Source organism: Streptomyces sp. NPDC019443 (assembly GCF_044389785.1).
In the GTDB taxonomy this organism is placed as follows: domain Bacteria; phylum Actinomycetota; class Actinomycetes; order Streptomycetales; family Streptomycetaceae; genus Streptomyces.
Window position 1 is genome coordinate 240571 of sequence record NZ_JBIRYJ010000006.1, and the last position, 23206, is coordinate 263776.

At 69.6% G+C, this 23206-nt stretch carries 23 protein-coding genes and 1 pseudogene; 21 read left to right on the plus strand and 3 right to left on the minus strand.

The genetic code is table 11. The annotated features are described in order from the left end of the window. Positions 1-14 precede the first annotated feature (14 nt). The gene (locus ACH492_RS21170; protein ID WP_398989209.1) at positions 15-1016 is read left to right on the plus strand and encodes an adenosine deaminase; all 1002 of its coding nucleotides are present in this window, start codon (positions 15-17) and stop codon (positions 1014-1016) included. Between the two features lie 160 nt (positions 1017-1176). On the opposite strand, the pseudogene ACH492_RS21175 reads toward ACH492_RS21170, so the two are convergent. Then, positions 1177-1362, minus strand: a pseudogene (locus ACH492_RS21175) (transposase); the annotation flags it as partial. 364 nt (positions 1363-1726) lie between these two features. Between ACH492_RS21175 and ACH492_RS21180 the strand changes: the two are divergent. The 20 genes from ACH492_RS21180 (at position 1727) to ACH492_RS21275 (ending at position 21651) form a co-directional block, all read left to right on the plus strand. Further along, complete coding sequence (locus ACH492_RS21180; RefSeq protein ID WP_398988718.1) at positions 1727-2500, plus strand: IclR family transcriptional regulator; 774 nt, start codon at positions 1727-1729, stop codon at positions 2498-2500. Continuing rightward, positions 2497-3720 (plus strand): CaiB/BaiF CoA transferase family protein, encoded by a 1224-nt coding sequence (locus tag ACH492_RS21185; protein ID WP_398988720.1) that lies wholly within the window; start codon positions 2497-2499, stop codon positions 3718-3720. Before ACH492_RS21180 ends, ACH492_RS21185 begins: the two co-directional genes overlap by 4 nt. A gap of 2 nt (positions 3721-3722) precedes the next feature. Continuing rightward, positions 3723-4559 carry a citryl-CoA lyase gene (locus tag ACH492_RS21190; RefSeq protein WP_398988722.1) on the plus strand — a complete coding sequence of 279 codons (837 nt, stop codon included), beginning with the start codon at positions 3723-3725 and terminating at the stop codon, positions 4557-4559. Continuing rightward, on the plus strand, positions 4556-5524 hold the full coding sequence (locus tag ACH492_RS21195; RefSeq protein WP_398988724.1) for a cyclase family protein: 969 nt from the start codon (positions 4556-4558) through the stop codon (positions 5522-5524). Before ACH492_RS21190 ends, ACH492_RS21195 begins: the two co-directional genes overlap by 4 nt. Positions 5525-6054: 530 nt before the next feature. Then, positions 6055-6852: an amino acid ABC transporter ATP-binding protein gene (locus tag ACH492_RS21200; RefSeq protein WP_398988726.1), complete on the plus strand. Its 798-nt coding sequence runs from the start codon at positions 6055-6057 to the stop codon at positions 6850-6852. A gap of 88 nt (positions 6853-6940) precedes the next feature. Further along, positions 6941-7825, plus strand: a complete 885-nt coding sequence (locus tag ACH492_RS21205; RefSeq protein ID WP_398988728.1) for a glutamate ABC transporter substrate-binding protein — start codon at positions 6941-6943, stop codon at positions 7823-7825. A 95-nt stretch (positions 7826-7920) separates the two neighbouring features. Continuing rightward, positions 7921-8568 (plus strand): amino acid ABC transporter permease, encoded by a 648-nt coding sequence (locus ACH492_RS21210; RefSeq protein WP_398988729.1) that lies wholly within the window; start codon positions 7921-7923, stop codon positions 8566-8568. Continuing rightward, positions 8565-9377: an amino acid ABC transporter permease gene (locus tag ACH492_RS21215; RefSeq protein ID WP_398988731.1), complete on the plus strand. Its 813-nt coding sequence runs from the start codon at positions 8565-8567 to the stop codon at positions 9375-9377. Before ACH492_RS21210 ends, ACH492_RS21215 begins: the two co-directional genes overlap by 4 nt. Before the next feature lie 573 nt (positions 9378-9950). Further along, entirely contained in the window at positions 9951-11255 is a 1305-nt protein-coding gene (locus ACH492_RS21220; protein WP_398988733.1) for a glucarate dehydratase family protein, read from the plus strand. Between the two features lie 142 nt (positions 11256-11397). After that, a complete protein-coding gene (locus ACH492_RS21225) occupies positions 11398-12507 on the plus strand; it encodes a carbohydrate kinase family protein (RefSeq protein WP_398988735.1) in 1110 nt (369 codons plus the stop codon). A 140-nt stretch (positions 12508-12647) separates the two neighbouring features. After that, complete coding sequence (locus ACH492_RS21230) at positions 12648-13673, plus strand: PhoH family protein (RefSeq protein ID WP_398988737.1); 1026 nt, start codon at positions 12648-12650, stop codon at positions 13671-13673. 12 nt (positions 13674-13685) lie between these two features. After that, a complete protein-coding gene (gene ybeY / locus ACH492_RS21235; RefSeq protein ID WP_398988739.1) occupies positions 13686-14183 on the plus strand; it encodes an rRNA maturation RNase YbeY in 498 nt (165 codons plus the stop codon). Continuing rightward, a complete protein-coding gene (locus ACH492_RS21240) occupies positions 14180-15463 on the plus strand; it encodes a hemolysin family protein (RefSeq protein ID WP_398988741.1) in 1284 nt (427 codons plus the stop codon). Before ybeY ends, ACH492_RS21240 begins: the two co-directional genes overlap by 4 nt. Beyond that, positions 15460-15813 (plus strand): MmcQ/YjbR family DNA-binding protein, encoded by a 354-nt coding sequence (locus ACH492_RS21245; RefSeq protein WP_398988743.1) that lies wholly within the window; start codon positions 15460-15462, stop codon positions 15811-15813. Before ACH492_RS21240 ends, ACH492_RS21245 begins: the two co-directional genes overlap by 4 nt. A 406-nt stretch (positions 15814-16219) precedes the next feature. Next, a complete protein-coding gene (locus tag ACH492_RS21250) occupies positions 16220-16921 on the plus strand; it encodes a hypothetical protein (RefSeq protein WP_398988744.1) in 702 nt (233 codons plus the stop codon). An 84-nt stretch (positions 16922-17005) separates the two neighbouring features. Next, on the plus strand, positions 17006-17359 hold the full coding sequence (locus ACH492_RS21255) for a cytidine deaminase (protein WP_356227654.1): 354 nt from the start codon (positions 17006-17008) through the stop codon (positions 17357-17359). 194 nt (positions 17360-17553) lie between these two features. Continuing rightward, complete coding sequence (locus ACH492_RS21260) at positions 17554-18924, plus strand: beta-xylosidase (RefSeq protein WP_398988746.1); 1371 nt, start codon at positions 17554-17556, stop codon at positions 18922-18924. A gap of 77 nt (positions 18925-19001) precedes the next feature. Beyond that, positions 19002-19988, plus strand: coding sequence for a WxL protein peptidoglycan domain-containing protein (locus tag ACH492_RS21265; protein ID WP_398988748.1), 987 nt, complete (start codon positions 19002-19004; stop codon positions 19986-19988). Between the two features lie 20 nt (positions 19989-20008). Continuing rightward, positions 20009-20950: a GTPase Era gene (era, locus tag ACH492_RS21270; RefSeq protein WP_398988750.1), complete on the plus strand. Its 942-nt coding sequence runs from the start codon at positions 20009-20011 to the stop codon at positions 20948-20950. 68 nt (positions 20951-21018) lie between these two features. Then, complete coding sequence (locus tag ACH492_RS21275) at positions 21019-21651, plus strand: TetR/AcrR family transcriptional regulator (RefSeq protein ID WP_398988752.1); 633 nt, start codon at positions 21019-21021, stop codon at positions 21649-21651. Here ACH492_RS21275 and ACH492_RS21280 read toward each other — a convergent pair. Together ACH492_RS21280 and ACH492_RS21285 are read right to left on the minus strand one after the other, a co-directional pair. Further along, entirely contained in the window at positions 21635-21901 is a 267-nt protein-coding gene (locus ACH492_RS21280; RefSeq protein WP_398988754.1) for a protealysin inhibitor emfourin, read from the minus strand. The two genes, ACH492_RS21275 and ACH492_RS21280, sit on opposite strands and share 17 nt — an antisense overlap. Before the next feature lie 25 nt (positions 21902-21926). Beyond that, complete coding sequence (locus tag ACH492_RS21285) at positions 21927-22994, minus strand: M4 family metallopeptidase (RefSeq protein ID WP_398988756.1); 1068 nt, start codon at positions 22992-22994, stop codon at positions 21927-21929. Positions 22995-23206 lie beyond the last annotated feature (212 nt).

The following is a 23206-nucleotide window of genomic DNA, read 5'->3' on the forward strand; positions in this document are numbered from 1 at the left end:
GAGACGAGAGCGTCGTGCCCCTCCCCAAGGCCGAACTGCACCTCCACATCGAAGGCACCCTCGAACCCGAGCTCGCCTTCGCGCTCGCCGCGCGCAACAACGTCGAGCTGCCGTACAAGGACACCGAAGAGCTGCGCCGCGCCTACCTCTTCGAGGATCTGCAGTCCTTCCTCGACGTCTACTACAGCCTGATGGCCGTCCTGCGCACCGAGGACGACTTCGCCGAGCTCACCGACGCCTATCTGGCGCGCGCCGCGGCCCAGGGCGTACGCCACGCGGAGATCTTCTTCGACCCGCAGGCGCACACCTCCCGTGGCGTCCCGGTCGCCACGGTGATCGAGGGCCTGGCCCGCGCGCTCGGCCGCAGCGAGGAGCGGCACGGCATCTCGACCCGGCTGATCATGTGCTTCCTGCGGGACGAGTCCGCCGAGTCGGCGATGGAGACGCTCCAGGCCGCGAAGCCGTATCTGCACCGGATTGCCGGGGTCGGCCTGGACTCGGCGGAGGTCGGGCACCCGCCGTCGAAATTCCGCGAGGTGTACGAGGCGGCTGCAGTGCTCGGCCTGCGCAAGGTCGCACACGTCGGCGAGGAGGGCCCGCCGGCGTACATCCGTGAGGCCCTGGACGTCCTCGGCGTGGAGCGCATCGACCACGGTCTGCGCTGCATGGAGGACCCGGAGCTGGTCGAGCGGCTCGCACGGGAGCGGATTCCGCTGACGCTGTGCCCGCTGTCGAACGTACGGCTGCGGGTCGTCGACACGCTGGAAGAGCACCCGCTGGCGCGGATGATGGACGCTGGCCTGCTGTGCACGGTCAACTCGGATGATCCCGCGTACTTCGGCGGCTACGTCGGGGACACGTTCCACGCGGTGCACGAGGCGCTGGGGCTGGGCGACGAGCAGCTGCGTGAGCTGGCGCGCAACTCGTTTGTGGCGTCGTTCCTGGAGGACGACGAGGAGCGGAGGGGGCGGTTGATCGCGGAGGTCGAGGCGTACGAGTTCGGCGGCGCGGAGTAGGCGGGGGCGGTGCGGTGCGCCTGCGGCGGGCCCACGCGGCGGAGCCGCAAGATCGGATACAGCCCCCACCCCGCCCCTTCCCGAACTGAGGGCAAGCCCCCAGACCCCGGTACGCCCTTCTGTGGTCCCCCCACGCCCTCCGGGCGTAGGGGGAGTGTCCTCAATCTCCGCCAGACTTCGTCGGGGGACCCCCAACGGGCTTGAATTCAGCCCGATGGGCCGGAACTTCAAGTCCGTCCGGGCGAAAATCACGCCTCGCCCGTGTTTTCGCGATCACACGGGCATCACGGGCGTCGGTCTTCGCCTCGTCGGGGTAGAGGTCGGCGATCCGCCGCATCGCCAGGCATCGGGTCCGCGCCGGGCTCCGGGCCCTTCCACCGCGCAGCGCCGTAGAGCGCCGTCCGATCAGACTCGCCTGTGGCGCGATGAGAAGTTCTGCCCCCGGAGAAGCGGGGCGTCAAAGGCGTCCCAGGGCGCCTGCACTTTCGGCTTCGCGATCACCGGCGAAGCCGTTTGAGGCCGCCTGCCACCCCCTACCCCCTCACAGTGTCATCTGATGGTACATTTGTTTCGCTAGACGGTACCGATGTTGCTGGATGCTACGTACCCGCCAGGCCGCCCGTACAAGCTGCGGACCGCCGGACACCGCCGGGTCCCCTGCTGAGGCAGGCTTGGCAGAAATTTGTGGCTCCGAGCGGGAGGAATGACCGATGCAGAACGCGGTTGGGGAGGGCGGCGCCGAGGGAGTGCGCAGCGTGTTGCGTGCTCTGGACCTGCTGGCGCTGTTCGATGACACGCACCGCTCGCGCAGCGTGCGGGAGCTGACCGACGCCACTGGTCTGGCCAAGTCCACCGTCGTCCGTCTGGTCGGCACGCTTGAGCAGAGCGGCCTGCTGTGGACTCGCGGAGACGGCCGGGTGACCCCCGGGCCCGGCTTGCTGCGCTGGGCCCGCCTCGCCCAGGACGCGTGGCAGCTGCCGCCCCAGGCGGTGGAGTGCCTGCGGCGGCTTTCGGTCGAATCCGGAGGCGAGTCGGCGCGCATTTACATTCGACAGGGCACGTCCAGGGTCTGTATCGCCCAGCACGAGGGCACTCAACAGCTGCGCCATGTGGTGCGCGTGGGTGAGGAAATGCCGCTGTGGACCGGCGCCTCTGGCCATGTTCTGCTCACGGCGGCCTCACCGCAGCAGCTCGATCGCACTGTAGCGGCCGCCGCGCTCGGCCCGGACTTCGGCGCCGTGCTGGTGGAGCGCGTACGCCGCGCGGAGGCCCAGGGCTGGGCGGTCAGTCACGGCGAGCGCGCGGAAGGCGTCTCGGCCGTGGCGGCACCGATCACCGACGCGAATGGCCAGGTCGTCGCCGCAGTCGGCCTGGGAGGCCCCACCTACCGCTTCACGGACGCGCGAGTCACCGCGTTCGTCCCTGTCCTGACCGAAGCCGCCAAGCGGCTCTCAGCCCTGCAATTCATCGGAGGAACTACGTGAGTGGACTTCCCCCCGCCGCAGCGGGGCTGCTCGCCGGCGTCCGCGTCCTCGACCTGACCAACGTGCTGGCCGGCCCCTTCGCCGCGTACCAACTGGCGCTGCTCGGCGCCGACGTGGTCAAGATCGAGATACCGGGCGTCGGCGACCTGGCCAGGCAGCTGGGCGCAGACCGGGAGCTGAACGAGGCCCGGCTGGGCACTTCGTTCCTGGCGCAGAACAGCGGAAAACGCTCGCTGACCGTCAATCTGAAGTCTGAGCGCGGCCGGGAAGTCCTTCTGCGCGCGGTCGAGCAGGCGGACGTGCTGGTCGAGAACTTCCGGCCCGGGGTCATGGACCGGCTCGGCGTGGGCTGGGACGTCCTCCACGGCGCGAACCCGCGACTGGTCTACTGCGCCATCTCCGGCTTCGGCCAGGACGGCCCCCTGCGCGACCGGCCCGCGTACGACCAGATCGTGCAGGGCCTTTCGGGAATGATGAGCGTCACCGGCACCCCTGGCACCGGTCCGCTACGCGCCGGTTATCCCGTCGCCGACACGCTCGGCGGGATGGCCGCCGCCTTCGCCATCGCCTCCGCGGTGGTGCACCGGGACCGTACGGGCGAGGGCGTGCGCCTGGACGTGTCGATGCTCGAGGCAGCGCTCACCGCCATGGGCTGGGTGGTCTCCAATCACCTGATCGCCGGGCAGCACCCGGTCCCCATGGGCAACGACAACTTCACCGCCGCCCCCTCGGGGACCTTCACGACCGCCGAGGGCATGCTGAACATCGCCGCCAACGAGCAGCGCCAGTTCACGGCCCTGTGCCAGGCTCTCGGCCGCCCCGAGCTCGCGGAGGACGAGCGCTTCGCAGAAAGATCCGCTCGCAAGACGCATCGCGCCGCCCTCACCGAGGAGCTGGAGAAGGCACTCGCCGAGCGCACGGCCGAGGAATGGGAGTGGCTGCTGGCCGAGGCCGGCGTACCGGCCGCCCGCGTGCTGACCGTGCCCGACGCGCTCCGCCAGGAGCAGATCGCCTTCCGCGGCTTCGTCCACAGCCCGCCCTTCCCTGGAGGCCACGAACGCTCACTGCGGGTGCTGGGCAGCCCGGCCACCGTCGGGGGCGTCGCTCTGGGGCCCCGTTCCGGACCGCCACTGCTCGGCGAGCACACCAACCAACTCCTCAGCGAGCTGGGATACGCCGCTGAGGAGATCAGCGCACTGCGTGAAGAGGGAGCCGTATGAGCATGGCAGCCTTCGATTCCGTCGAGGAGTACGAGGAGAGAGTCACCGGCTGGTGGCGCACCGGGATCAGCCGGATCCGTCCGGGCGAGATCCTGCTGCGCGGCTACCCCGTTGAGCAGGTGATCGGCGAGGTGTCCTTCGTCGAGGTGATCTGGCTGATGTTGCGCAGCAACCTGCCGACCCGCGCCGAGAGCCGCCTGCTGGAGGCCGCCCTGGTCGCCGCCGTCGACCACGGCCCGCAGGCGCCGTCCATCGCGGCCGCGCGCATGGCCGCCACCTGCGGCCTGGGCCTGAACAACGCCATGGCCACCGGCGTGAACCTGCTCGGCGACGTGCACGGCGGCGCCGGACAGCAGTGCATGGAGCTGCTGTCCGACCTGAACCGGGCCGGTACGGACGTGGAGGGCGCCGCCCGCGATGTCGTCGCCCGCTACCGCTTCGAGGGGCGCCGCATCCCCGGCTTCGGCCACCGCTTCCACCCACGCGATCCGCGCCGTGACCCCCTGCTCCGCCTGGTCGGAGAAGCCGTGGACGCCGGGGAGACGCCGGGCTGGGCGCTGAGCGCCGGCACCGCCCTGGAACGCGCCCTGGCCGAGGGCCGCAGCCACTCTGTCCCGATGAACATCGACGGCGCCACCGCCATCGTCTACAGCGAGCTCGGCTTCCCGCCCGAGCTGGGCCGCGGCCTGTTCGTGCTGTCCCGCAGCGTTGGCATCCTCGCCCACGCCTGGGAGGAGAAGTCCGGCGGTCGGCGCATCAAGGGCCCCATCCCCCGCCCGCTGCTTCCCGCCTACGACGGCGCCGCCCCCCGTGACCTAAAGCCCCGGGACACTGGATGACCGACCTGCCCGCCTACGCCGAGCTGCTGAGCCGCACCGACGCGCCGCCCGGGTCCAGTTGGGGCCTGTTCGGGGCCGGCGACCAGGTCGGAACGCTCAACCTGGCAGGCCCCGAGGAGACCAGGGCGTCGGCCGCCTGCGTCCGCACCGGCGAGGTCTTCACCCTGGACTACCCGCTCAACGCATTCGACCCCCCGCTCTCCCCGACCCGCAGCGTCCCCAAGCACCGCATGTTCAGCCGACACCCCGACCATCGCGACGATGTCATCGACGGCCTCTGCCCGCAGGCCGCCACCCATCTCGACGGCCTGCGGCACCGCCGCCATCACGTTCACGGCTTCTACAACGCCACTCCCGACGCCGAAGTCGCCGTCGACAGCGACTCCTTGGGCATCCAGCACTGGGCCGAACGCGGCATCGTCACCCGCGGCCTGGTTCTCGACGTCGCAGCTTCCCGCAACGCCGACGGTCATCCCATCGACCATGCTCGCGGTGAGCACCTGCGCGCCGCCGACCTGCAGTCCGTCCTCGACCACCAGGGCGAACAGCCCCGCCCCGGCGACGTACTCCTGCTGCACACCGGCTGGGCCTCCTGGTACCTCGGCGCCTGTCCGGCCGACCGGCAGCACATCCGTGCCGAACGCCGTTTCACCGGCCTCGACCAGAGCCACGAGGTCCTCGCATGGCTGTGGGACCATCGCTTCGCCGCCGTCGTTTCCGACACATACGCCCTTGAAGCGCTGCCCGCTCGCCCGGATTCACCGTTCGGCCGAGAGACCGATCACGGCATGATGCATCAACAGCTCATCGCCCTGCTCGGCTTCGCCCTCGGCGAGTTGTGGCGGCTCCGGTCGCTGGCCGCGGCCTGCACCCGGGACCGGCGCTGGACCTGCATGCTCACCGTCAAGCCCCTCAACCTGCACGGTGGCGTCGGCTCACCCGCGAACGCCATCGCCATTCGCTGACCAGCGCTCCGGAGCGGCGCCACGGCGCAGACCCGCACGCTGTGCCGCTGCCTTCCCCCTGCCGGACCGGCCAGGAGAGTTCGGCTCGTGCGCTGCCTCCTACTGGCCAGGAGCACGCCTGAAGCGCCGGGAGCCGCCCGTCCCGGCCCTCCGCGGCCGCGCTTTTCGTACACCTCGCACCGCCGCCACGCCCGCTTCCGCGCCCGCCGACGAGTGACTTGGCACCGCCTCCGTCGTGCTTCCCGTATGTGCGCCCTCCCCCGGAAGGGGAGCCCCTCCGAAGCCACCGGTGGGCGGCTTTGCAAGGGAACAGTGCCGTTGCCGCAACTGCGGGCGCAGCGAGAGGCGCGCAACCCCTTGCCAGCGATGTGCGGCAGACGTAGCATCCCGGCAGTTGTTGTGCTGCCTAGCGGAACGATTGGACCACCTGGTGGACCTACTAGGCAGGGAAGGTCCCCTCCGTATAGAGACGGCGCCGCGGGCGCCGCGCCCGAAACGGTCGAAATCGCAAAGAAGCGATGGAGGTTCCGATGAACAATACAAAACTGGTCAAGCCGGTCGAGCCGACGACAAAAGGTCAACAACGTACTGACGGCGAACTCGTCGTCCTGCGGGGGGTCGACAAGCATTTCGGCGCCCTGCACGTCCTGCGGGATGTGAACCTCACCGTCCGGCAGGGAGAGGTGGTCGTCGTCATCGGCCCCTCCGGGTCCGGCAAGTCCACACTGTGCCGGACGATCAACCGTCTGGAGACCATCGACGGCGGCACCATCACCCTGGACGGGCGCCTACTGCCGCAGGAAGGACGGGAACTCGCACGGCTGCGCTCCCGCGTCGGCATGGTCTTTCAGTCCTTCAATCTCTTCGCCCACAAGACGGTGCTGCAGAACGTCGCCCTGGGCCCGGTAAAGGTCCTCCGCCGGAACAGGGCTCAGGCCGAGCAGCAGGCCCGCGAGCTGCTGGACCGGGTCGGCGTCGCCGACCAGGCGGACAAGTACCCCGCGCAACTGTCCGGTGGTCAGCAGCAGCGCGTCGCCATCGCCAGGGCCCTGGCCATGGAACCGAAGGTGATGCTCTTCGACGAACCGACCTCCGCGCTCGACCCCGAGATGATCAACGAAGTGCTCGAGGTCATGACCAGCTTGGCCGCCGAGGGAATGACCATGATCGTCGTCACCCACGAGATGGGCTTCGCTCGCCGGGCCGCCCACCGCATGGTCTTCATGGACGCCGGCCGGATCCTCGAGGAAGCCACACCCGAGGCGTTCTTCACCCAGCCACGCACCGAGCGCGCCCACGAGTTCCTGTCGAAGATCCTCACCCACTGAATCGGTTACAGCCGGCCTGAATCGGTCAACTGCCGACCGGCCCAGGCACCGGAGTCCACCCCATCACACACGATCGGAACACATTCCCATGAGCATCTCCCGCAGAGTCCCCGCCCTCATCGCGACCGCGGCCGTGGCGCTGTTCGCATCGGCCTGCAATGGCGCCAAGCCGACCGCAAGCGGGGCCCCCGCACCAGTGGCGCAGCCGTCCTTCGCCGCAGGAACCACCATGGCCAATGTGGCGAAGGCCGGAAAACTGCGCGTCGGTGTCAAGTTCGACCATCCCCTGCTCTCCCAGAAGACCCTCAAGGGCGACCTGGAAGGCTTCGAGGCCGACATGATCCGCTACACGGCCGCGAAGCTCGGACTGAAGCCAAGCCAGATCCAGTTCATCGAAACGTCGGGCACGAATCGCGAGCAGTTCCTCCGGCAGAACAAGGTCGACATGGTCGTGGCGACGATGTCCATCACCGACAAGCGCAAGCAGGTGATCAGCTTTGCCGGTCCCTATCTCTCCGTCCGGCAGGACCTCGTGGTCAAGAAGGGCAACCCGGACGGGCTCAAGAGCCCGCAGGACCCGATAGGCAAGAAGATCTGCTCCACTCTGGGCGGCGCCGTCTCCCAGAACACCCGGGCCACGTACCCGAAGGCCAAGCTCGTCGAGTTCGATGTGTCGTCGAAGTGTGTCGAGGCGCTGAAGGACGGCTCCGTCGACGCACTGGCCACGCAGGACCTGATCGGCGCGAGCTACGTCTCCCAGGATCCCGACAAGCTCGTCCTGCTCGGCAAGGCGTACGGCTCCGAACAGTGGGGTGTGGGCATCAGCAAGGGCAATACCGCGTTCTGCGAGTTTCTCAACAAGACACTCGCCGAATTCTCCAAAGACGGGTCGTACAAGAAGGCCTGGGACGCCGGCGTCGGCAAGTTCGCCGCCACTGAGCAGAGCCTCCCTGCACCCGCCCCCTGCTCGTGACCGCCGACCGCACCTGACCCGCCGCTCCGACCCGGCGCTCGGCCCGTCCTCCCTGCGGGGACGGCCCGACTCTCCCGCCTCCGAGGAGGTGTCCAGTGTCCGCCGTATTCACGAACCTGGGCGTGTTCTGGTCCGGCTTCCAGATCACCCTGATCCTGACATTCCTATCGTCGGCCCTGGCGCTGGCCCTCGGGACGGTGCTCGCCGCGATGCGGGTGTCACCCCTGCCCATCCTCCGAGCCGCCGGCACCGCCTATGTCGGGACTGTGCGCAACGTTCCGGCCGTCGTTGTGTTCTTCTTCATCCTGTTCGGGCTCCCGCAGGTCGGCATCCACCTGTCCTTCATGACGTCCGCGGTGACAGCCCTCAGCGTTTACTACGCCGCGTTCTTCTGCGAGGCGGTGCGGTCCGGCATCAATGCGGTCCAGGTCGGCCAGGCAGAGGCCGCCCGGGCCGTGGGCCTGACCTTCGGCGCCTCACTCCGGCTGATCATCCTGCCGCAGGCGTTCCGCAGTGCGATCCCGCCGCTGATAAATGTCTTCATCGCCCTGACCAAGACATCCGCGATAGCCAGCGCCTTCGGCGTCGCAGAACTGCTGAACGTCATGCAGCGCCTGGCCAACAGCGAAAGCCACGCAGTGGTCCCCGTCCTGATCACCACCGGCGTGCTGTACCTGGCCATCACCATTCCCGCGGGACTCGTCGCCCACCGCATCGAACGAAAGGTGGCGATCGCGCGATGACCACCATCCTTTACGACGCCCTGGGGCCGCGCGCGCGCCGCAGGATGGGTGTCGGCACCACCGTCGGCGCGGTGCTGCTGGCTGGGCTCCTCTCCCTGGCACTCCTCAGACTCAGCGACCACGGCCAGCTGTCCGGGGAGCTGTGGAGCGTGCTGCTCAACGCCGACCTGCGGCAACTGCTCGTGGACGGCCTCGTCGCGACGCTGAGAGTGGCCGGAGTCTCCCTGCTGCTGTCCCTGGGCTTCGGCATGGTGCTCGCCGTCGGGCGACTGGCGCGGCAACCGTGGCTGCGCGTGCCAGTGCGCATCTGGGTGGAAGTCTTCCGCGGGCTCCCACTGCTCCTGCTGATCTTCTTCATCTTCCTCGGAGCCCCGGCAGTCGGCGTGAACGTGTCGACGTTCTGGGCACTCACCATCGGGATCTCGCTGTACAACAGCGCGGTCATATCCGAGATCATCCGGGCGGGCATCCTGTCGCTGCCCCGCGGGCAGACCGAGGCCGCCTACGCGATCGGCCTCAGCGGCGCCGCCACGATGCGGCTGATCATCCTGCCCCAGGCGGTACGGCTCATGCTCCCGGCGCTGATCAGCCAGATGGTGGTACTCCTGAAGGAAACGTCGCTGGGCTTCATCATCGGCTACACCGAACTGCTGCGAAATGGCCGCATCGCGGTGGAATACCTCGGTGGCTCGTACGCCATCGCGGTCTACACCGAGATCGCTTTTGTCTACCTCGCGGTGAACCTACTCCTGTCGTGGGCCGCTAGCACCGTGGACCGACGGATGACGCGCGGACCGGCTACGAAATGACGGTGAAGGCTGGGCATCCCGTTCCATCGACGCAGTACGGGACCTCGCTCGTCAGCCGCTGAGCCGCATCGAACTCCGCGCCGTCGTCGGGGCGGCGGACAATCCGCTCGCGAGCGCGGAGGGCGGTTGCCGCGCTGCGCAGCATGCGTAGCGGCGTGGCTGGCCCTCGGCGAGCGTTCGTCACCGGCCAACTGCCCGCCCGCGTCAGCTGGATCCGCCCGGCTGGGGCGTGTTTTCGAAGTCCCTCCCCCAGAGCTTCGCCTGGGAGGTGCCCCCAGCCCCACGACGCCTGGCACGCATTCCCCCGGCTACAGCGCGCTCGACGGTGCGGTGCGCCTGCGGCGGGCCTGTTCCCCACCCCGTCTCTCTCCGCTGTATCGATTTGCCGCTCCGCCGCGTGGGGGGCTTCGCCCCGGCTCGGCGAGCAGCGCCTTGCCGAGCGCGCACCCGCATGCGTGGGCAGCCGTCGGCCCACCCGGCTGAAGGCGCGCGCAACCCTGCCCATTGACGGCCTCTGTTCGCGTATCTAGTCTCGATTCTCATCCGTGCACGTCGTCTATGTAGGGAGACAGCATGGAGTCGGCCCAGGGCCTGACGATCAACGAGGTGCGGCTCACCCCGATCCTCGTCGCCGACCCGCCGCTGCTCAACACGCAGGGCGTGCACCAGCCGTACACCCCCCGCCTCATCGTGGAGGTGGTCACGGCGGGCGGCGTCACCGGCGTCGGCGAGACCTACGGCGACACCAAGTACCTCGATCTGGCAGCCCCGCTGGCGGACGCGCTGCCCGGCTGCCGGGTCAGCGATGTGAACGGGCTGCACCGGCTCGCGGCCCTGGTGTGCGGCGACTCGCCCGAGGCCACCGGCGCGGACGCCGTCGACGTCGGTGGGCTGCGTGGCGTGCAGACCGCGGACAAGCTGCGGCTCTCGGTCGTCTCCGGCTTCGAGGTCGCCTGCCTCGACGCGCTCGGCAAGGCATTCGGGCTGCCCGTGCACGCGCTGCTCGGCGGCAAGGTGCGCGACGCCGTCGACTACAGCGCGTATCTCTTCTACCGCTGGGCGGGACACCCGGGCGGGGCGGGGGAACCCGACGACTGGGGCGCTGCGGTCGACCCGGCGGGCATCGTCGCCCAGGCCAGGCGCTTCGCCCGTGACTACGGCTTCGCCTCCTTCAAGCTCAAGGGCGGCGTCTTCGAGCCGGAGGAGGAGATCGCGGCGGTCCGCGCGCTGGCGGAGGCGTTCCCGGGGCAGCCGCTGCGGCTGGACCCCAACGGCGCGTGGTCGGTGGAGACTTCGCTGCGGGTCGCGGAGGAGCTGGCCGACGTACTGGAGTATCTGGAGGACCCGGCGTCCACGACGGCCCGGATGGCGGAGGTCGCGGCGGGGACGGACGTGCCGCTGGCCACGAACATGTGCGTCACGACCTTCGCCGAGCTACCGGACGCTTTCGCCCGGGGTGCCGTGCAGGTCGTCCTCTCCGACCACCACTACTGGGGCGGCCTGCGCAACACGCGTGAACTGGCCGCGATCTGCCGGACGTTCGGCGTCGGCCTGTCCATGCACTCCAACACCCACCTGGGCATCAGCCTCGCCGCGATGACCCATGTCGCCGCGGTCGTCCCCAACCTCGACTACGCCTGCGACAGCCACTACCCCTGGCAGGCCGAGGACGTCATCACCGAGCGCCTCGAATTCAAGGACGGCCGGCTGACTGTCTCCGATCTGCCGGGCCTCGGCGTCGAACTCGACCGCGGACGGCTGGCCCGCCTCCACCGGCGCTGGCTCGACGACGACGGCACGATGCGCGACCGTGACGACGCCGCGGCGATGCGGGTCGCCGAGCCGGGCTGGGTGGCGCCGCGGGTCCCCCGCTGGTAACCGCCGGGGCTCCGCCCCGGACCCGCGCCGCAATTCCCCCGGACTTCGTCCGGGGGGACCCCCACGGGGCTGCATTTTCGGCCCCGCCCGGCGACCATCAGGCAGACTGGCCTGATCTGAACCACGTACCGGGAGCGGCACGGTGACCACTCGACACGGAGAGCAACTGGACCACACTGCCGCCTGCCTGGACCCGCTTGCGGCGCTGCGGACCCCAGCCGACCCCGACTGTGACGTCTACCTCACCGGCAGCGTCGTCCTCGACATCATCTTCACCGGCCTCGACTCCGCCCCCGTCCGCGGCACCGAGTCCTGGGCCCGTGGCATGGGGTCCAGCCCCGGCGGCGTCGCCAATATGGCCACCGCGCTCGCCCGGCTCGGGCTGCGGACCTCGCTCGCCGCCGCCTTCGGGGACGATCACTACGGCGAGTACTGCTGGGACGCCCTCGAACAGGGCGAAGGCATCGACCTCTCCCTCTCCCGCACCGTCCCCGGCTGGCACTCGCCCGTCACCGTCTCCATGGCGTACGAGGGCGAGCGCACCATGGTCTCGCACGGCCACGAGGCCCCGCCGGCCGAGTCCGCGCCCGACTGCCCACCGCCCGCCCGCGCCGCCATCGCCTCGCTGACCCCCGGGCGCGACGAGTGGATCGCCCAGGCCGCGCGCAAGGGCACCCGGGTCTTCGCCGATGTCGGATGGGACGAGTCCGGCCGCTGGGACCCGGCCGACCTGGCCGACCTGGAGCACTGCGAGGCCTTCCTGCCCAATGCCGAGGAGGCGATGCGCTACACCCGCACCGACTGCCCGCGCGCAGCGGCCCACGCCCTCACCGGCCGGGTGCGCCTCGCCGTCGTCACCCTCGGCGCGGACGGCGCGTACGCCGTGGACGGCGCGACCGGCGAGAGCGCCCAGGTCCCGGCGATCGCGGTGGAGGCGCTCGACCCGACCGGCGCCGGGGACGTCTTCGTGGCCGGGTTCGTCACCGGCACCCTCGCCGGCTGGCCGCTCGCCGACCGCCTCGCCTTCGCCGGGCTGACCGCCGCCCTGTCGGTGCAGGAGTTCGGCGGATCGCTCTCCGCGCCCGGCTGGTCCGAGATCGCGGCCTGGTGGCAGTACGTCCAGGGCTGCGACGACCAGGACCCCGCGGCCCTGCGCCGGTACGCCTTCCTCGAGGCGCTGCTGCCCGCCCCGACCAGGCCCTGGCCGCTGCGCAGGGCCGTGCCGACCATCGGTTTCGGCCGTTCGGCCTGAGCCGCGGCGCGGTTCGCCCGGCACCCCGCCGGAAAAGCCCTCGGTCTTGTCAGTGCCAGGTCGTAGGCTTGGTGTCCCAGAGGTTGTCGAGCAGCGAGAACCCTGCAACGGGAGGTATGTGCAGGCCACAGAGCCGGCCCATGACTCAGACACCCACAGCCCAGACCCCAGCGCAGGGGCAGGCGCGAGCCCACTTCACCGTCCCCGCCAAGCATCCGATGGTGACGGTCCTGGGTTCGGGTGATGCCCTGCTGCGCGTGATCGAGAAGGCCTTCCCGGCGGCCGACATCCATGTCCGGGGCAATCAGGTCAGCGCGGTCGGCGACGCGACGGAAGTCGCTCTGATCCAGCGCCTGTTCGACGAGATGATGCTCGTGCTCCGCACCGGGCAGCCGATGACGGAGGACGCAGTGGAACGCTCGATCGCCATGCTCAGAGCCAGTGAGAGCGGCAATGGCGAGGTCGAGACACCGGCCGAGGTGCTCACCCAGAACATCCTCTCCAGCCGCGGCCGGACCATCCGCCCCAAGACCCTCAACCAGAAGCGGTACGTCGACGCGATCGACAAGCACACGGTCGTGTTCGGCATCGGCCCCGCCGGTACCGGCAAGACGTATCTCGCCATGGCCAAGGCGGTCCAGGCCCTGCAGTCCAAGCAGGTCAACCGCATCATCCTGACCCGTCCGGCGGTGGAGGCGGGCGAGCGGCTCGGCTTCCTGCCCGGCACGCTGTACGAGAAGATCGACCCGTATCTGCGGCCGCTGTACGACGCGCTGCACGACATGCTCGACCCCGACTCGATCCCGCGGCTGATGGCGGCGGGCACGATCGAGGTCGCGCCGCTGGCGTACATGCGCGGCAGGACGCTCAACGACGCGTTCATCATCCTCGACGAGGCGCAGAACACCAGCGCCGAGCAGATGAAGATGTTCCTGACCCGGCTCGGCTTCGACTCGAAGATCGTCGTCACCGGTGACGTCACCCAGGTCGACCTGCCGAACGGCACGAAGAGCGGACTGCGTCAGGTCCAGGAAATCCTGGAGGGCGTCGCGGACGTCCACTTCTCCCGGCTCACAAGTCAGGATGTCGTCCGGCACAAGCTCGTCGGCCGTATCGTCGACGCGTACGAGAAGTACGACGGTCAAAACGGTCAAAACGGGAAGTAGTCAGAGCGCGCCATGTCGATCGACGTCAACAACGAGTCCGGAACCGAGGTCGACGAGCAGGCGATCCTCGATGTCGCCCGCTATGCGCTCGCGCGGATGCGCATCCACCCGCTCTCCGAGCTCTCGGTGATCGTCGTGGACGCCGCGGCCATGGAGCAACTGCACATCCAGTGGATGGACCTGCCCGGTCCAACCGATGTCATGTCCTTCCCGATGGACGAGCTGCGCCCGCCGGTCAAGGACGACGAGGAGCCCCCGCAGGGGCTCCTCGGTGACATCGTGCTCTGCCCCGAAGTCGCCCAGAAGCAGGGCGAAGAGGCTCCGACGCAGCACTCCATGGACGAGGAGCTCCAGCTCCTGGCCGTCCATGGGGTGCTGCATCTGCTCGGATACGATCATGAAGAGCCGAACGAGAAGGCCGAGATGTTCGGTCTCCAGGCGGCGATCATCGACGGCTGGCGGGCGGAGAAGGGCCTAACCGGTCCGTCCCCGGCGCCGACCGTCTCATGACCGGCCAACTGCTCTTCGGCGCGATTCTGCTGGTTGTCGTCGCCTGGCTGGCGGCCTGCGCGGAGGCGGGCATCGCGCGCGTCTCCAGCTTCCGCGCCGCCGAGGCCGTACGCTCCGGGCGGCGCGGCTCCGAAAAGCTGGCGCAGGTCGCCGCCGACCCGACCCGCTACCTCAATGTCGCCCTGTTGGTGCGGGTGGCGTGCGAGATGGCGGCCGGAGTGCTGGTCACCTACGTCTGCCTGCAGGAGTTCGGCGCGACCTGGACGGCGCTGCTTTTCGCGATCGGCGTGATGGTGCTCGTCTCGTATGTCGCGGTGGGCGTCTCGCCGCGCACCATCGGCCGTCAGCACCCGCTGAACACCGCCACGGCCTCGGCGTACGTCCTGCTCCCGCTCGCCAGCGTCATGGGCCCCATCCCGCAGCTGCTGATCCTCATCGGCAACGCGCTCACGCCCGGAAAGGGCTTCCGCAAGGGCCCGTTCGCGAGCGAGGCCGAGCTGCGGGCGATGGTGGACCTGGCCGAGCAGGAGTCGCTGATCGAGGACGACGAGCGCCGCATGGTGCACTCCGTCTTCGAGCTCGGCGACACTCTCGTACGCGAAGTGATGGTCCCCCGTACCGACCTGGTCTGCATCGAGCGCTACAAGACCATCCGGCAGGCGCTCACACTCGCGCTGCGCTCCGGCTTCTCGCGCATCCCTGTCACCGGCGAGAACGAGGACGACGTCGTCGGTGTCGTCTACCTCAAGGACCTGGTCCGCAAGACGCACATCAACCGCGAGTCGGAGGCCGATCTGGTCTCCACGGCCATGCGGCCCGCGATGTTCGTGCCCGACACCAAGAACGCGGGCGATCTGCTGCGTGAGATGCAGCAGGAGCGCAACCATGTCGCCGTCGTCATCGACGAGTACGGCGGCACGGCCGGCATCGTCACCATCGAGGACATCCTGGAGGAGATCGTCGGCGAGATCACGGACGAGTACGACCGTGAACTGCCGCCGGTCGAGGACCTCGGCGACGGGCGCTTCCGGGTCACCGCCCGGCTCGACATCGGTGACCTCGGCGAGCTGTACGGCCTCGACGAACTCGACGACGAGGACGTGGAGACGGTCGGCGGCCTGCTGGCGAAGGCGCTCGGCCGGGTGCCGATCGCGGGGGCTTCCGCGCCGGTGGACCTGCCGGACGGACGCACGTTGCGGCTGACGGCGGAGTCGCCGGCCGGCCGCCGGAACAAGATCGTCACGGTGCTGTCGGAGCCGGAGGAGAGGAAGTCCACGTGACCCCGCAGGAACTCAGGGCGTTCTGCCTGGAATTCAACGCGGCGGTGGAGGAGTTCCCGTTCGGGCCCGAGACATCAGTCTTCAAGGTTCTCGGCAAACTCTTCGCCCTCAGCGCGCTGGACGCGGAGCCGCTGAGGGTGAACCTGAAGTGCGAGCCGGAGATTGCGGTCCAGCTGCGAGCGGACCATCCGGCGGTTGTCCCCGGGTATCACATGAACAAGCGGCACTGGAACACCGTGACGGTCGGTGAGCTGCCGGACCGGATGGTCCGGGAGCTTGTCGAGGACTCGTACGACTTGGTGGTGGCGGGTTTGCCGAGGGCGGAACGGCTGCGGCTGAGCCGGCCTTGACTGGGGCTCTGCCCCGGGCCCCGCGCCTCGATCGCCGGCGGGGCTTGGTTTCGGGGCTCCGCCCCGGACCCCGCGCCTCAAACGCCGGCGAGGCTGAATTCGCGTCCCGGACCGCGCCTTAACGGCCGACGAGGCTTGGTTTCGCGTCCGGGACCGGCGAGTGTCCGGTCCGGCGGATATTTCAAGCCCGTTGAGGATCCCCACCGGACGAAGTCTGGGGGAGGTTGAGGACAACTCCCCCTACGCCCTGAGGCGTGGGGGGCCCCAGAAGGGCGTGCGGGGGTCCGAGGGCTTGCCCCTAGGGTCCAGCGGTGGGCTGAGCTGGGCCTATGTATATCCTCTGCCCGTTACCGGGGAGGGGGGAAGCTCCCCACGAGCCATTCCGATTCAGGGGAGTCACCACCTCATGCGTATCCGTATGCGCCGCGGCGCCGCCGCCGCCCTCGCCGTCTCCGCGCTGTGCTTCACCGCGGCCTGCGGCGGGGCCGCCGACCAGAAGCAGGACAAGGCCAACGACAAGGCCAAGGAGGCGCCGGCGCCCGCCCCGCTGACCGCCGCGCAGATGAAGGCCGCGACGCTGGAGCTCAAGGACCTGCCGGCCGGCTGGAAGGTCACCAAGCCCGAGCCCTCGAACGAAGACCCGAAGGCGGACAAGCCCGAGTGTCAGCCGATCGCCGGCACCTTCGCCGACAAGGTCGCCGGGGCGACGGTCGGCGGGGACCAGGAGTTCGAGGGCGGCGAGAGGTCGCTCGCCCAGCAGGTCTTCACCTATCAGGACAGCAGCGGCGCCACCGACTTCGTGAAGGCGATCTCCACCGCGCTCGACACCTGTAAGGGCTTCTCCTTCGAGATGGAGGGCATGAAGGCCGACGTCAAGACCGAGAAGATCACGGCGCCGAAGGCCGGCGAGGAGTCCCTTGCCTTCCGGGTGAAGATGGTGTTCCCGGAGATGGCCGAGGTGAAGTTCGAGATAAACCTCATGGTGGCTCGCCAGGGCACCGGCGTGACTCGGGTCGCGCACGTTCCGGCCGACGCCTCGGGCCACAAGGACTTCGACGCGCTGGCCAAGCTGGCGGGCGACAAGTTCACCAAGGGCGCGCAGAGCTGACCTCGGCAGCACGGCAAGCGGCGAGGGTCCCGGCTCCGGGGCCCTCGCCGTTTCGGTCCGCGTCCGTCGATCTATGCTCGGGGCATGACGCAGAGCACCGACCTCGGCCCCGAGGACCGCAAGATCATCACGCTGGCGCGCAGCGCCCGGGCCCGTAACGGTGTGCCTGAGGGCGCTGCGGTACGGGACGAGACCGGGCGTACGTACGTCGCGGGGACCGTGGCGCTGGACTCGCTGAAGCTGAGCGCGCTGCAGACCGCCGTCGCCATGGCCGTGGCCAGCGGCGCGAAGTCCCTGGAGGCCGCGGCCGTCGTCTCCGAGGCCGATGCCGCTTCCGACGAGGACCGCGCCGCGGTACGTGACCTGGGCGGGCCCGCGACGCCGGTCCTGCTCGCCGGCCCGGACGGGGAGCTCAAGGCGTCGGTCGCCGCGGGCTGAGGCCCTGGCGTGACAGCACCGTTGTAACAGGGATCGGCGTCACCTTTCCGGTGGCGCCGATTCCCCTTCCGGTCTGCGAAAACGCGGATCTTGACAGAATCTGATGGGTCATCAGATGGTGCATTTCGATTCCATTGACTTCTTCCGGCCGTACCACGTCAATGGCCCCCGGCATTCCTCAGAAGGGGGCAATCATGGCTACAGCCACCCGAAGATCCGCTGATCGAAGATCCGTCCCTCGGAAACCTGCCGGCCGCGGGCGGCGCTGGGCCGCCGCGCTGGGAGCGGTCGCCCTTGTCGCCGGTACGGCGGCACTCGCCGGGCCCGCGCACGCATTGGCCGCCGCCTCCGCACCGGTGGACTTCGCGACCCACTGCGTACCGCCGCCCATCGCCGGCATCCCGCCCATCGACGGCACCACGACCGCCCAGATCACCGTCGACAACGCCGTCCCCAAGGTCGGCGACACCGTCACGGTCACCTACACCGTCACCAAACCGGCCGCCAGCAACCCGGTCGACATCGCGCTCCCGGCCGACATCATGACGCCCAGTGGCAAGGTCGCCCTCGGCGGCGCCCAGGCCGGCAGCGTCACCGTCACCGGACCCAAGAAGAATCCGCCGGTCCCCGGCAAGGGCGCGTTCCCGCCGTTCTCGATGACCGGCACCTTCACGGTCACCGCGCCCGGCTCGATCACCCTCTCGCCCGGCGACTACAACATCCACACCAGCTACATCATGGAGCTGGACACCCCCTGCACGGTCATCACTCCGCCCGCGCCCGTCTCCGAGACGATCGTCGCGACGGACCAGCCCGGGGCCAATGAGCGCTCCATCCAGCTGGCCGCGGCCTCCGGCAAGCCCGGCGACCAGGTCACCGTCACCGGCGCCAAGTTCACTCCGCTCGCCGACATCACCGTCGTCGGACGGGCCGGAGCCGCGGAGACCGCCGACAGGGCGACCTTCAAGTCCGACGCCAACGGCGGCTTCACCGCACACCTCAAGATCAACGACAAGGCGACCACCGGCATCGTCGCGTACGAGGGCGCAGCCTGGTCCACGGAGAAGGGCGCGGGCCCGGCGGCGTACACCGTCATCGACGACACCCCGCTGCCCGGCAACAGCCAGAAGCTCAACTCCTCCGTCGCGGCAGGCACGTTGTCCATGTCCCAGGCCGGTGACACCGTCGCTCTCTCGGCGGTCGACTTCGGCACGGGCGGGGCGTCCACCGGCGATCTGAAGACGGTGACGGTCAAGGACTTCCGCGGCGGCCCCGCGGGCTGGTCCCTGACCGGCAAGGTCACCGACTTCACCGGGCCCGGCGGAAAGATCGACGCCGGCAAGCTCGGCTGGACGCCGGCCTGCACCACCAAGCAGGGCAGTCCCAGCACCTGTGTTGCCGGTTCGGCGGGAGCCGTCGGCAGCGCGGGCGCGACCCTGGCCTCCACCCCCAACGGGGCGCTCACCGGAGGTGAGTTCACCGTGGACGCGAAGGTCTCGCTGAATGTCCCGGCGTACACCGCCCCGGGCGCGTACTCCGGCGTACTGACCCTCACGCTCACCTGACCGCGGCGAACCGAGCCACAAGCAGAAACAGCGGGCCGGGCGCGCACCCGGTCGGCCCGCCCACCCCGGGGGGCTTCATGCGCAAGCTGCACCTCATCCTGCTGCCGGTCCTGATCGTGCTGCTGCACGGATACGGCGCCGTCGCGGCCGCGAACGCCGCCGACAACGGCAACTGGTCCGTCTATCCCGCCTCTCCCCCTCGCTCCGCTGGGGGGACCCCCACCGAGCTGGGCAGGCGGCCGTACTTCTACCTCTCCGCCGATCCCGGCACGACCCTCACCGACCAGGTGACCGTCACCAACAAGACCGCGGCCCCGCGGACCTTCCAGCTGTACGCGGCCGACGCGTACAACACCGAGCGGGACGGCGGCTTCGCCGTACGCGCGCGAAACGAGAAGCAGCGCGGCGTCGGCGCCTGGGCCACGCTCGACCGCGAGCGGGTCACCGTCCCGGCGAACAGCTCGGTCACCGTGCCGTACACCCTCGCGGTCCCCGAAGGGGCCGAGCCCGGCGACCACCCCGGCGCACTGGTCGCCCTCGACGAACGCGTCCGCCCCTCTACGGCATCGGTCGTCGTCGGCATCCAGCAGGCCGTCGGCGCGCGCGTCTATCTGCGGGTGGGCGGCCCCACCGTGCCCGCGCTCTCCGTCGAGAACGTCGAACTCACCCGTCAGCAGCCCCTGGTGCCGGGCACCGGCGAGAGCAGCGCGCTGATCTCGTACACGCTCCACAACCGCGGCAATGTGACCCTCAACCCCAAGGTCGCGCTCAAGGCGGAGGGCCTTTTCGGCCGCGATCTGCTGAGCCGCGAGCTGACGAAGATCCCGTCCGAACTGCTGCCGCGTCAGAAGATCCGCCTCACCGAACGCTGGTCGGGCGCGCCCCAGCTCGAATGGGGCGAGGTCCGGCTCACGGCCAGCGCGCGGGACGTCCGCGAGTCGGCTGGAGCGTCCTTCTTCGCGCTGCCGTGGCTGGTCGCGGTGGTGCTCGCGGCGGCTCTCGCGGGGGCGGGTGCGTGGGCGCGGCTGCGGCGCCGGCGGCCGCGCGTACTCGGGGGCGCATGACATCAGGGAGAATGGGCGCCATGAGCGCTCGTACTGATGAGAACAACGGCCCCCACCGGGCCGGCTTCGCCTGCTTCGTAGGCCGCCCCAACGCGGGCAAGTCCACCCTCACGAACGCTCTTGTCGGCCAGAAGGTGGCGATCACCTCCAACCGGCCGCAGACGACCCGGCACACGGTGCGCGGCATCGTGCACCGTCCCGAAGCACAGCTGATCCTGGTCGACACCCCAGGCCTGCACAAGCCGCGCACGCTGCTCGGTGAGCGCCTCAACGACGTCGTACGGACGACGTGGGCCGAGGTCGACGTGATCGGCTTCTGCCTGCCGGCGAACGAGAAGCTCGGCCCCGGCGACCGCTTCATCGCCAAGGAGCTCGCGGGGATCAAGAAGACCCCGAAGGTCGCGATCGTCACCAAGACCGACCTGGTCGACTCCAGGACCCTCGCCGAGCAGCTGATCGCGATCGACCGGCTCGGCAAGGAGCTGGGCATGGAGTGGGCGGAGATCGTCCCGGTCTCGGCGGTCGGCGGAAAGCAGGTCCAGCTGGTGGCCGACCTGCTGATCCCGCTGCTCCCGGAGAGCCCCGCGCTCTACCCGGAGGGCGACCTCACCGACGAGCCCGAGCAGGTCATGGTCGCGGAGCTGATCCGCGAGGCCGCGCTGGAAGGCGTACGGGACGAGCTGCCCCACTCGATCGCGGTGGTGGTGGAGGAGATGCTGCCGCGCGAGGACCGCCCTGCGGACAAGCCGCTGCTGGACATCCACGCGAACCTCTACATCGAGCGCCCGAGCCAGAAGGGCATCATCATCGGCCCGAAGGGCAAGCGCCTGAAGGAGGTCGGCATGAAGTCGCGCAAGCACATCGAGGCGCTGCTGGGCACGCCGGTCTTCCTGGACCTGCATGTGAAGGTCGCCAAGGACTGGCAGCGGGACCCGAAGCAGCTGCGCAAGCTGGGGTTCTGACACGCGCAAGCGGGGTCTGGCCCGCGCAGGCCGAGGTGCGGGCTCAATAACGGCGTTATCCTGCTGCCGTGTCACCCGCTGATTCCGTACGCCGCGGACTTCTCGACGAGGCTGCCCGCGTCCTCGCCGAACAGGGCCCCGCCGCGCTGAGTGCACGGCGCCTGGTCAAAGAGGTCGGCGCGTCGACCATGGCCGTCTACACCCACTTCGGCTCGATGCCGGGGCTCGTCCGCGAAGTGATGCGCGAAGGCTTCGAGCGCTTCAAGGCCCGCACCGATGTCGTACAGCTCAGCGACGACCCGGTCGCCGACCTGTACGCGATCTGCCGCGTCCACCAGGAGTTCGCCCGCGCCGAACCGCATGTCTACGCCGTCATGTTCGGCGGATCCCAGCCGGCCGGCTTCGAGCTGACGGACGAGGACCGCGAGATGGGCACCGGCATGCTGCGTGTCCCGCAGGGCGTCATCCGCCGCTGCACCGCCGCCGGCCGCTTCTGGGACGGCGACGACTCACTGCGCGCCTGGCAGCTGTGGTGCCAGCTGCACGGCCTCGCGCAGCTGGAGCGGGCCGGGTACTTCACCGGCCCGCGTACCCCGGACGAGACCCTGTCGGCCCTCGTCCGGGACTTCGCGATCGCTCAGGGGGACGGCGCGGAAGCCGCTTCGGCGTCGGCGCCCGTGCCCCTCAGGAGCCTTCCTTGAGGACGCGCGAGATCAGTTGCCGCTGTGCCTCGGACAGCCGGGGGTCGGAGCAGTACACCGTCCGCCCGTCGACCGTGATCTGGTAGCTGAACCCGTCCGGCACCCCGACCGGCGGCGTGTCCCGGCCGTCGGCCATCGCCTGCTCGGCCAGGGCATGCCACTCGCTCGCATCGGTCTGCCCCGAGGTGTCGACCTCGGCGAACCGCTCGATGCCGGCGAATCCTCCCGTGCGCCTTACCTGGATACGCATGAGTCCTGTCTAGTACGAGAACGGCTCAGTTGGTAGGCACCCCGACCTGAGACCACGCTTTCAGCAGAGCCTCGTGCTCCGCGCCCTCGCCGTAGCGCGAGCGCGCGGCGGCCACCGTCAGGGCCGCGAAGTCGGTGAACTGCGCCGTCGTCGCGAGCTCACCGCCGGTGAGCACGTCGTACCAGATCTGGCCCGCCCGCTCCCACGCGCTGCCGCCCAGTGCGGTGGCGACCAGGTAGAAGGCGTGGTTCGGGATCCCCGAGTTGATGTGGACGCCGCCGTTGTCGCGACCGGTCTTGACGTAGTCCTCCATCGTCGCGGGCTGCGGGTCCTTGCCGAGGACATCATCGTCGTATGCCGTACCCGGCTCCTTCATCGAGCGCAGTGCGACCCCCGTGACGTTCGGGCCCAGCAGGCCCGCACCGATCAGCCAGTCGGCCTGGTCGGCGCTCTGGCCGAGGGAGTACTGCTTGATCAGCGAGCCGAAGACGTCCGACATGGACTCGTTCAGGGCGCCGGACTGGCTGAAGTACTCCAGGTTCGCCGTGTACTGCGTGACACCGTGCGTGAGCTCGTGCCCGATCACGTCCACCGGCAGCGTGAAGTCCAGGAACAGATCGTCGTCGCCGTCGCCGAAGACCATCCGCTCGCCGTCCCAGAAGGCGTTTCCGTACTTCTCGCCGTAGTGGACGGTCGCGTTCAGCGGCAGGCCGGAGTCGTCGATGGAGCGGCGGCCGTACGCCGAGAGAAACAGTTCGAAGGTCGCGCCGAGGCCCGCGTGGGCGCGGTTGACCGTGGCGTCCTTGGTGGGCTGGTCGCTCTCCGAGTGCACCTTCCTGCCCGGTACGGTCTCGCGGTGCTCGGCGTCGTAGATCGTGCGGTTCGGCTTGTCCGAGGCGATGCCGCTCACGCTCGGAGCCAGGCCGCGGACCGTGGTGATCCGGCGCCGGGTGCGCTGGAGGGCGTCGTGCTCGAGCGTTCGGGCGGCGGGCTCGGCGATCGCGGGGTTCTCGGCGCGGGCCAGTTTGTCGAGGACATGTGGCGGCACGATGGTGCAGAAGACCGGGTTGACCCGGCGGGCGTTGGTGTCCATGCGGGCGACTGTGGCACTGGGTCATGAAGCTGTCACTAGTTGCCACCATGATTGACGAAATGGAGTGATGGATCACCGTTTACCCGTAACCGAAGCGAGTCCCGCATACTGATACGGGACGTCCGCTCGTCGCGAGCCTCAGCTATGGTGATCTGCATCATGCGTTTCGGGCTGCTTCTCCTTAGCTGCCGCGGCGAGGGCCTGTAGTCGTA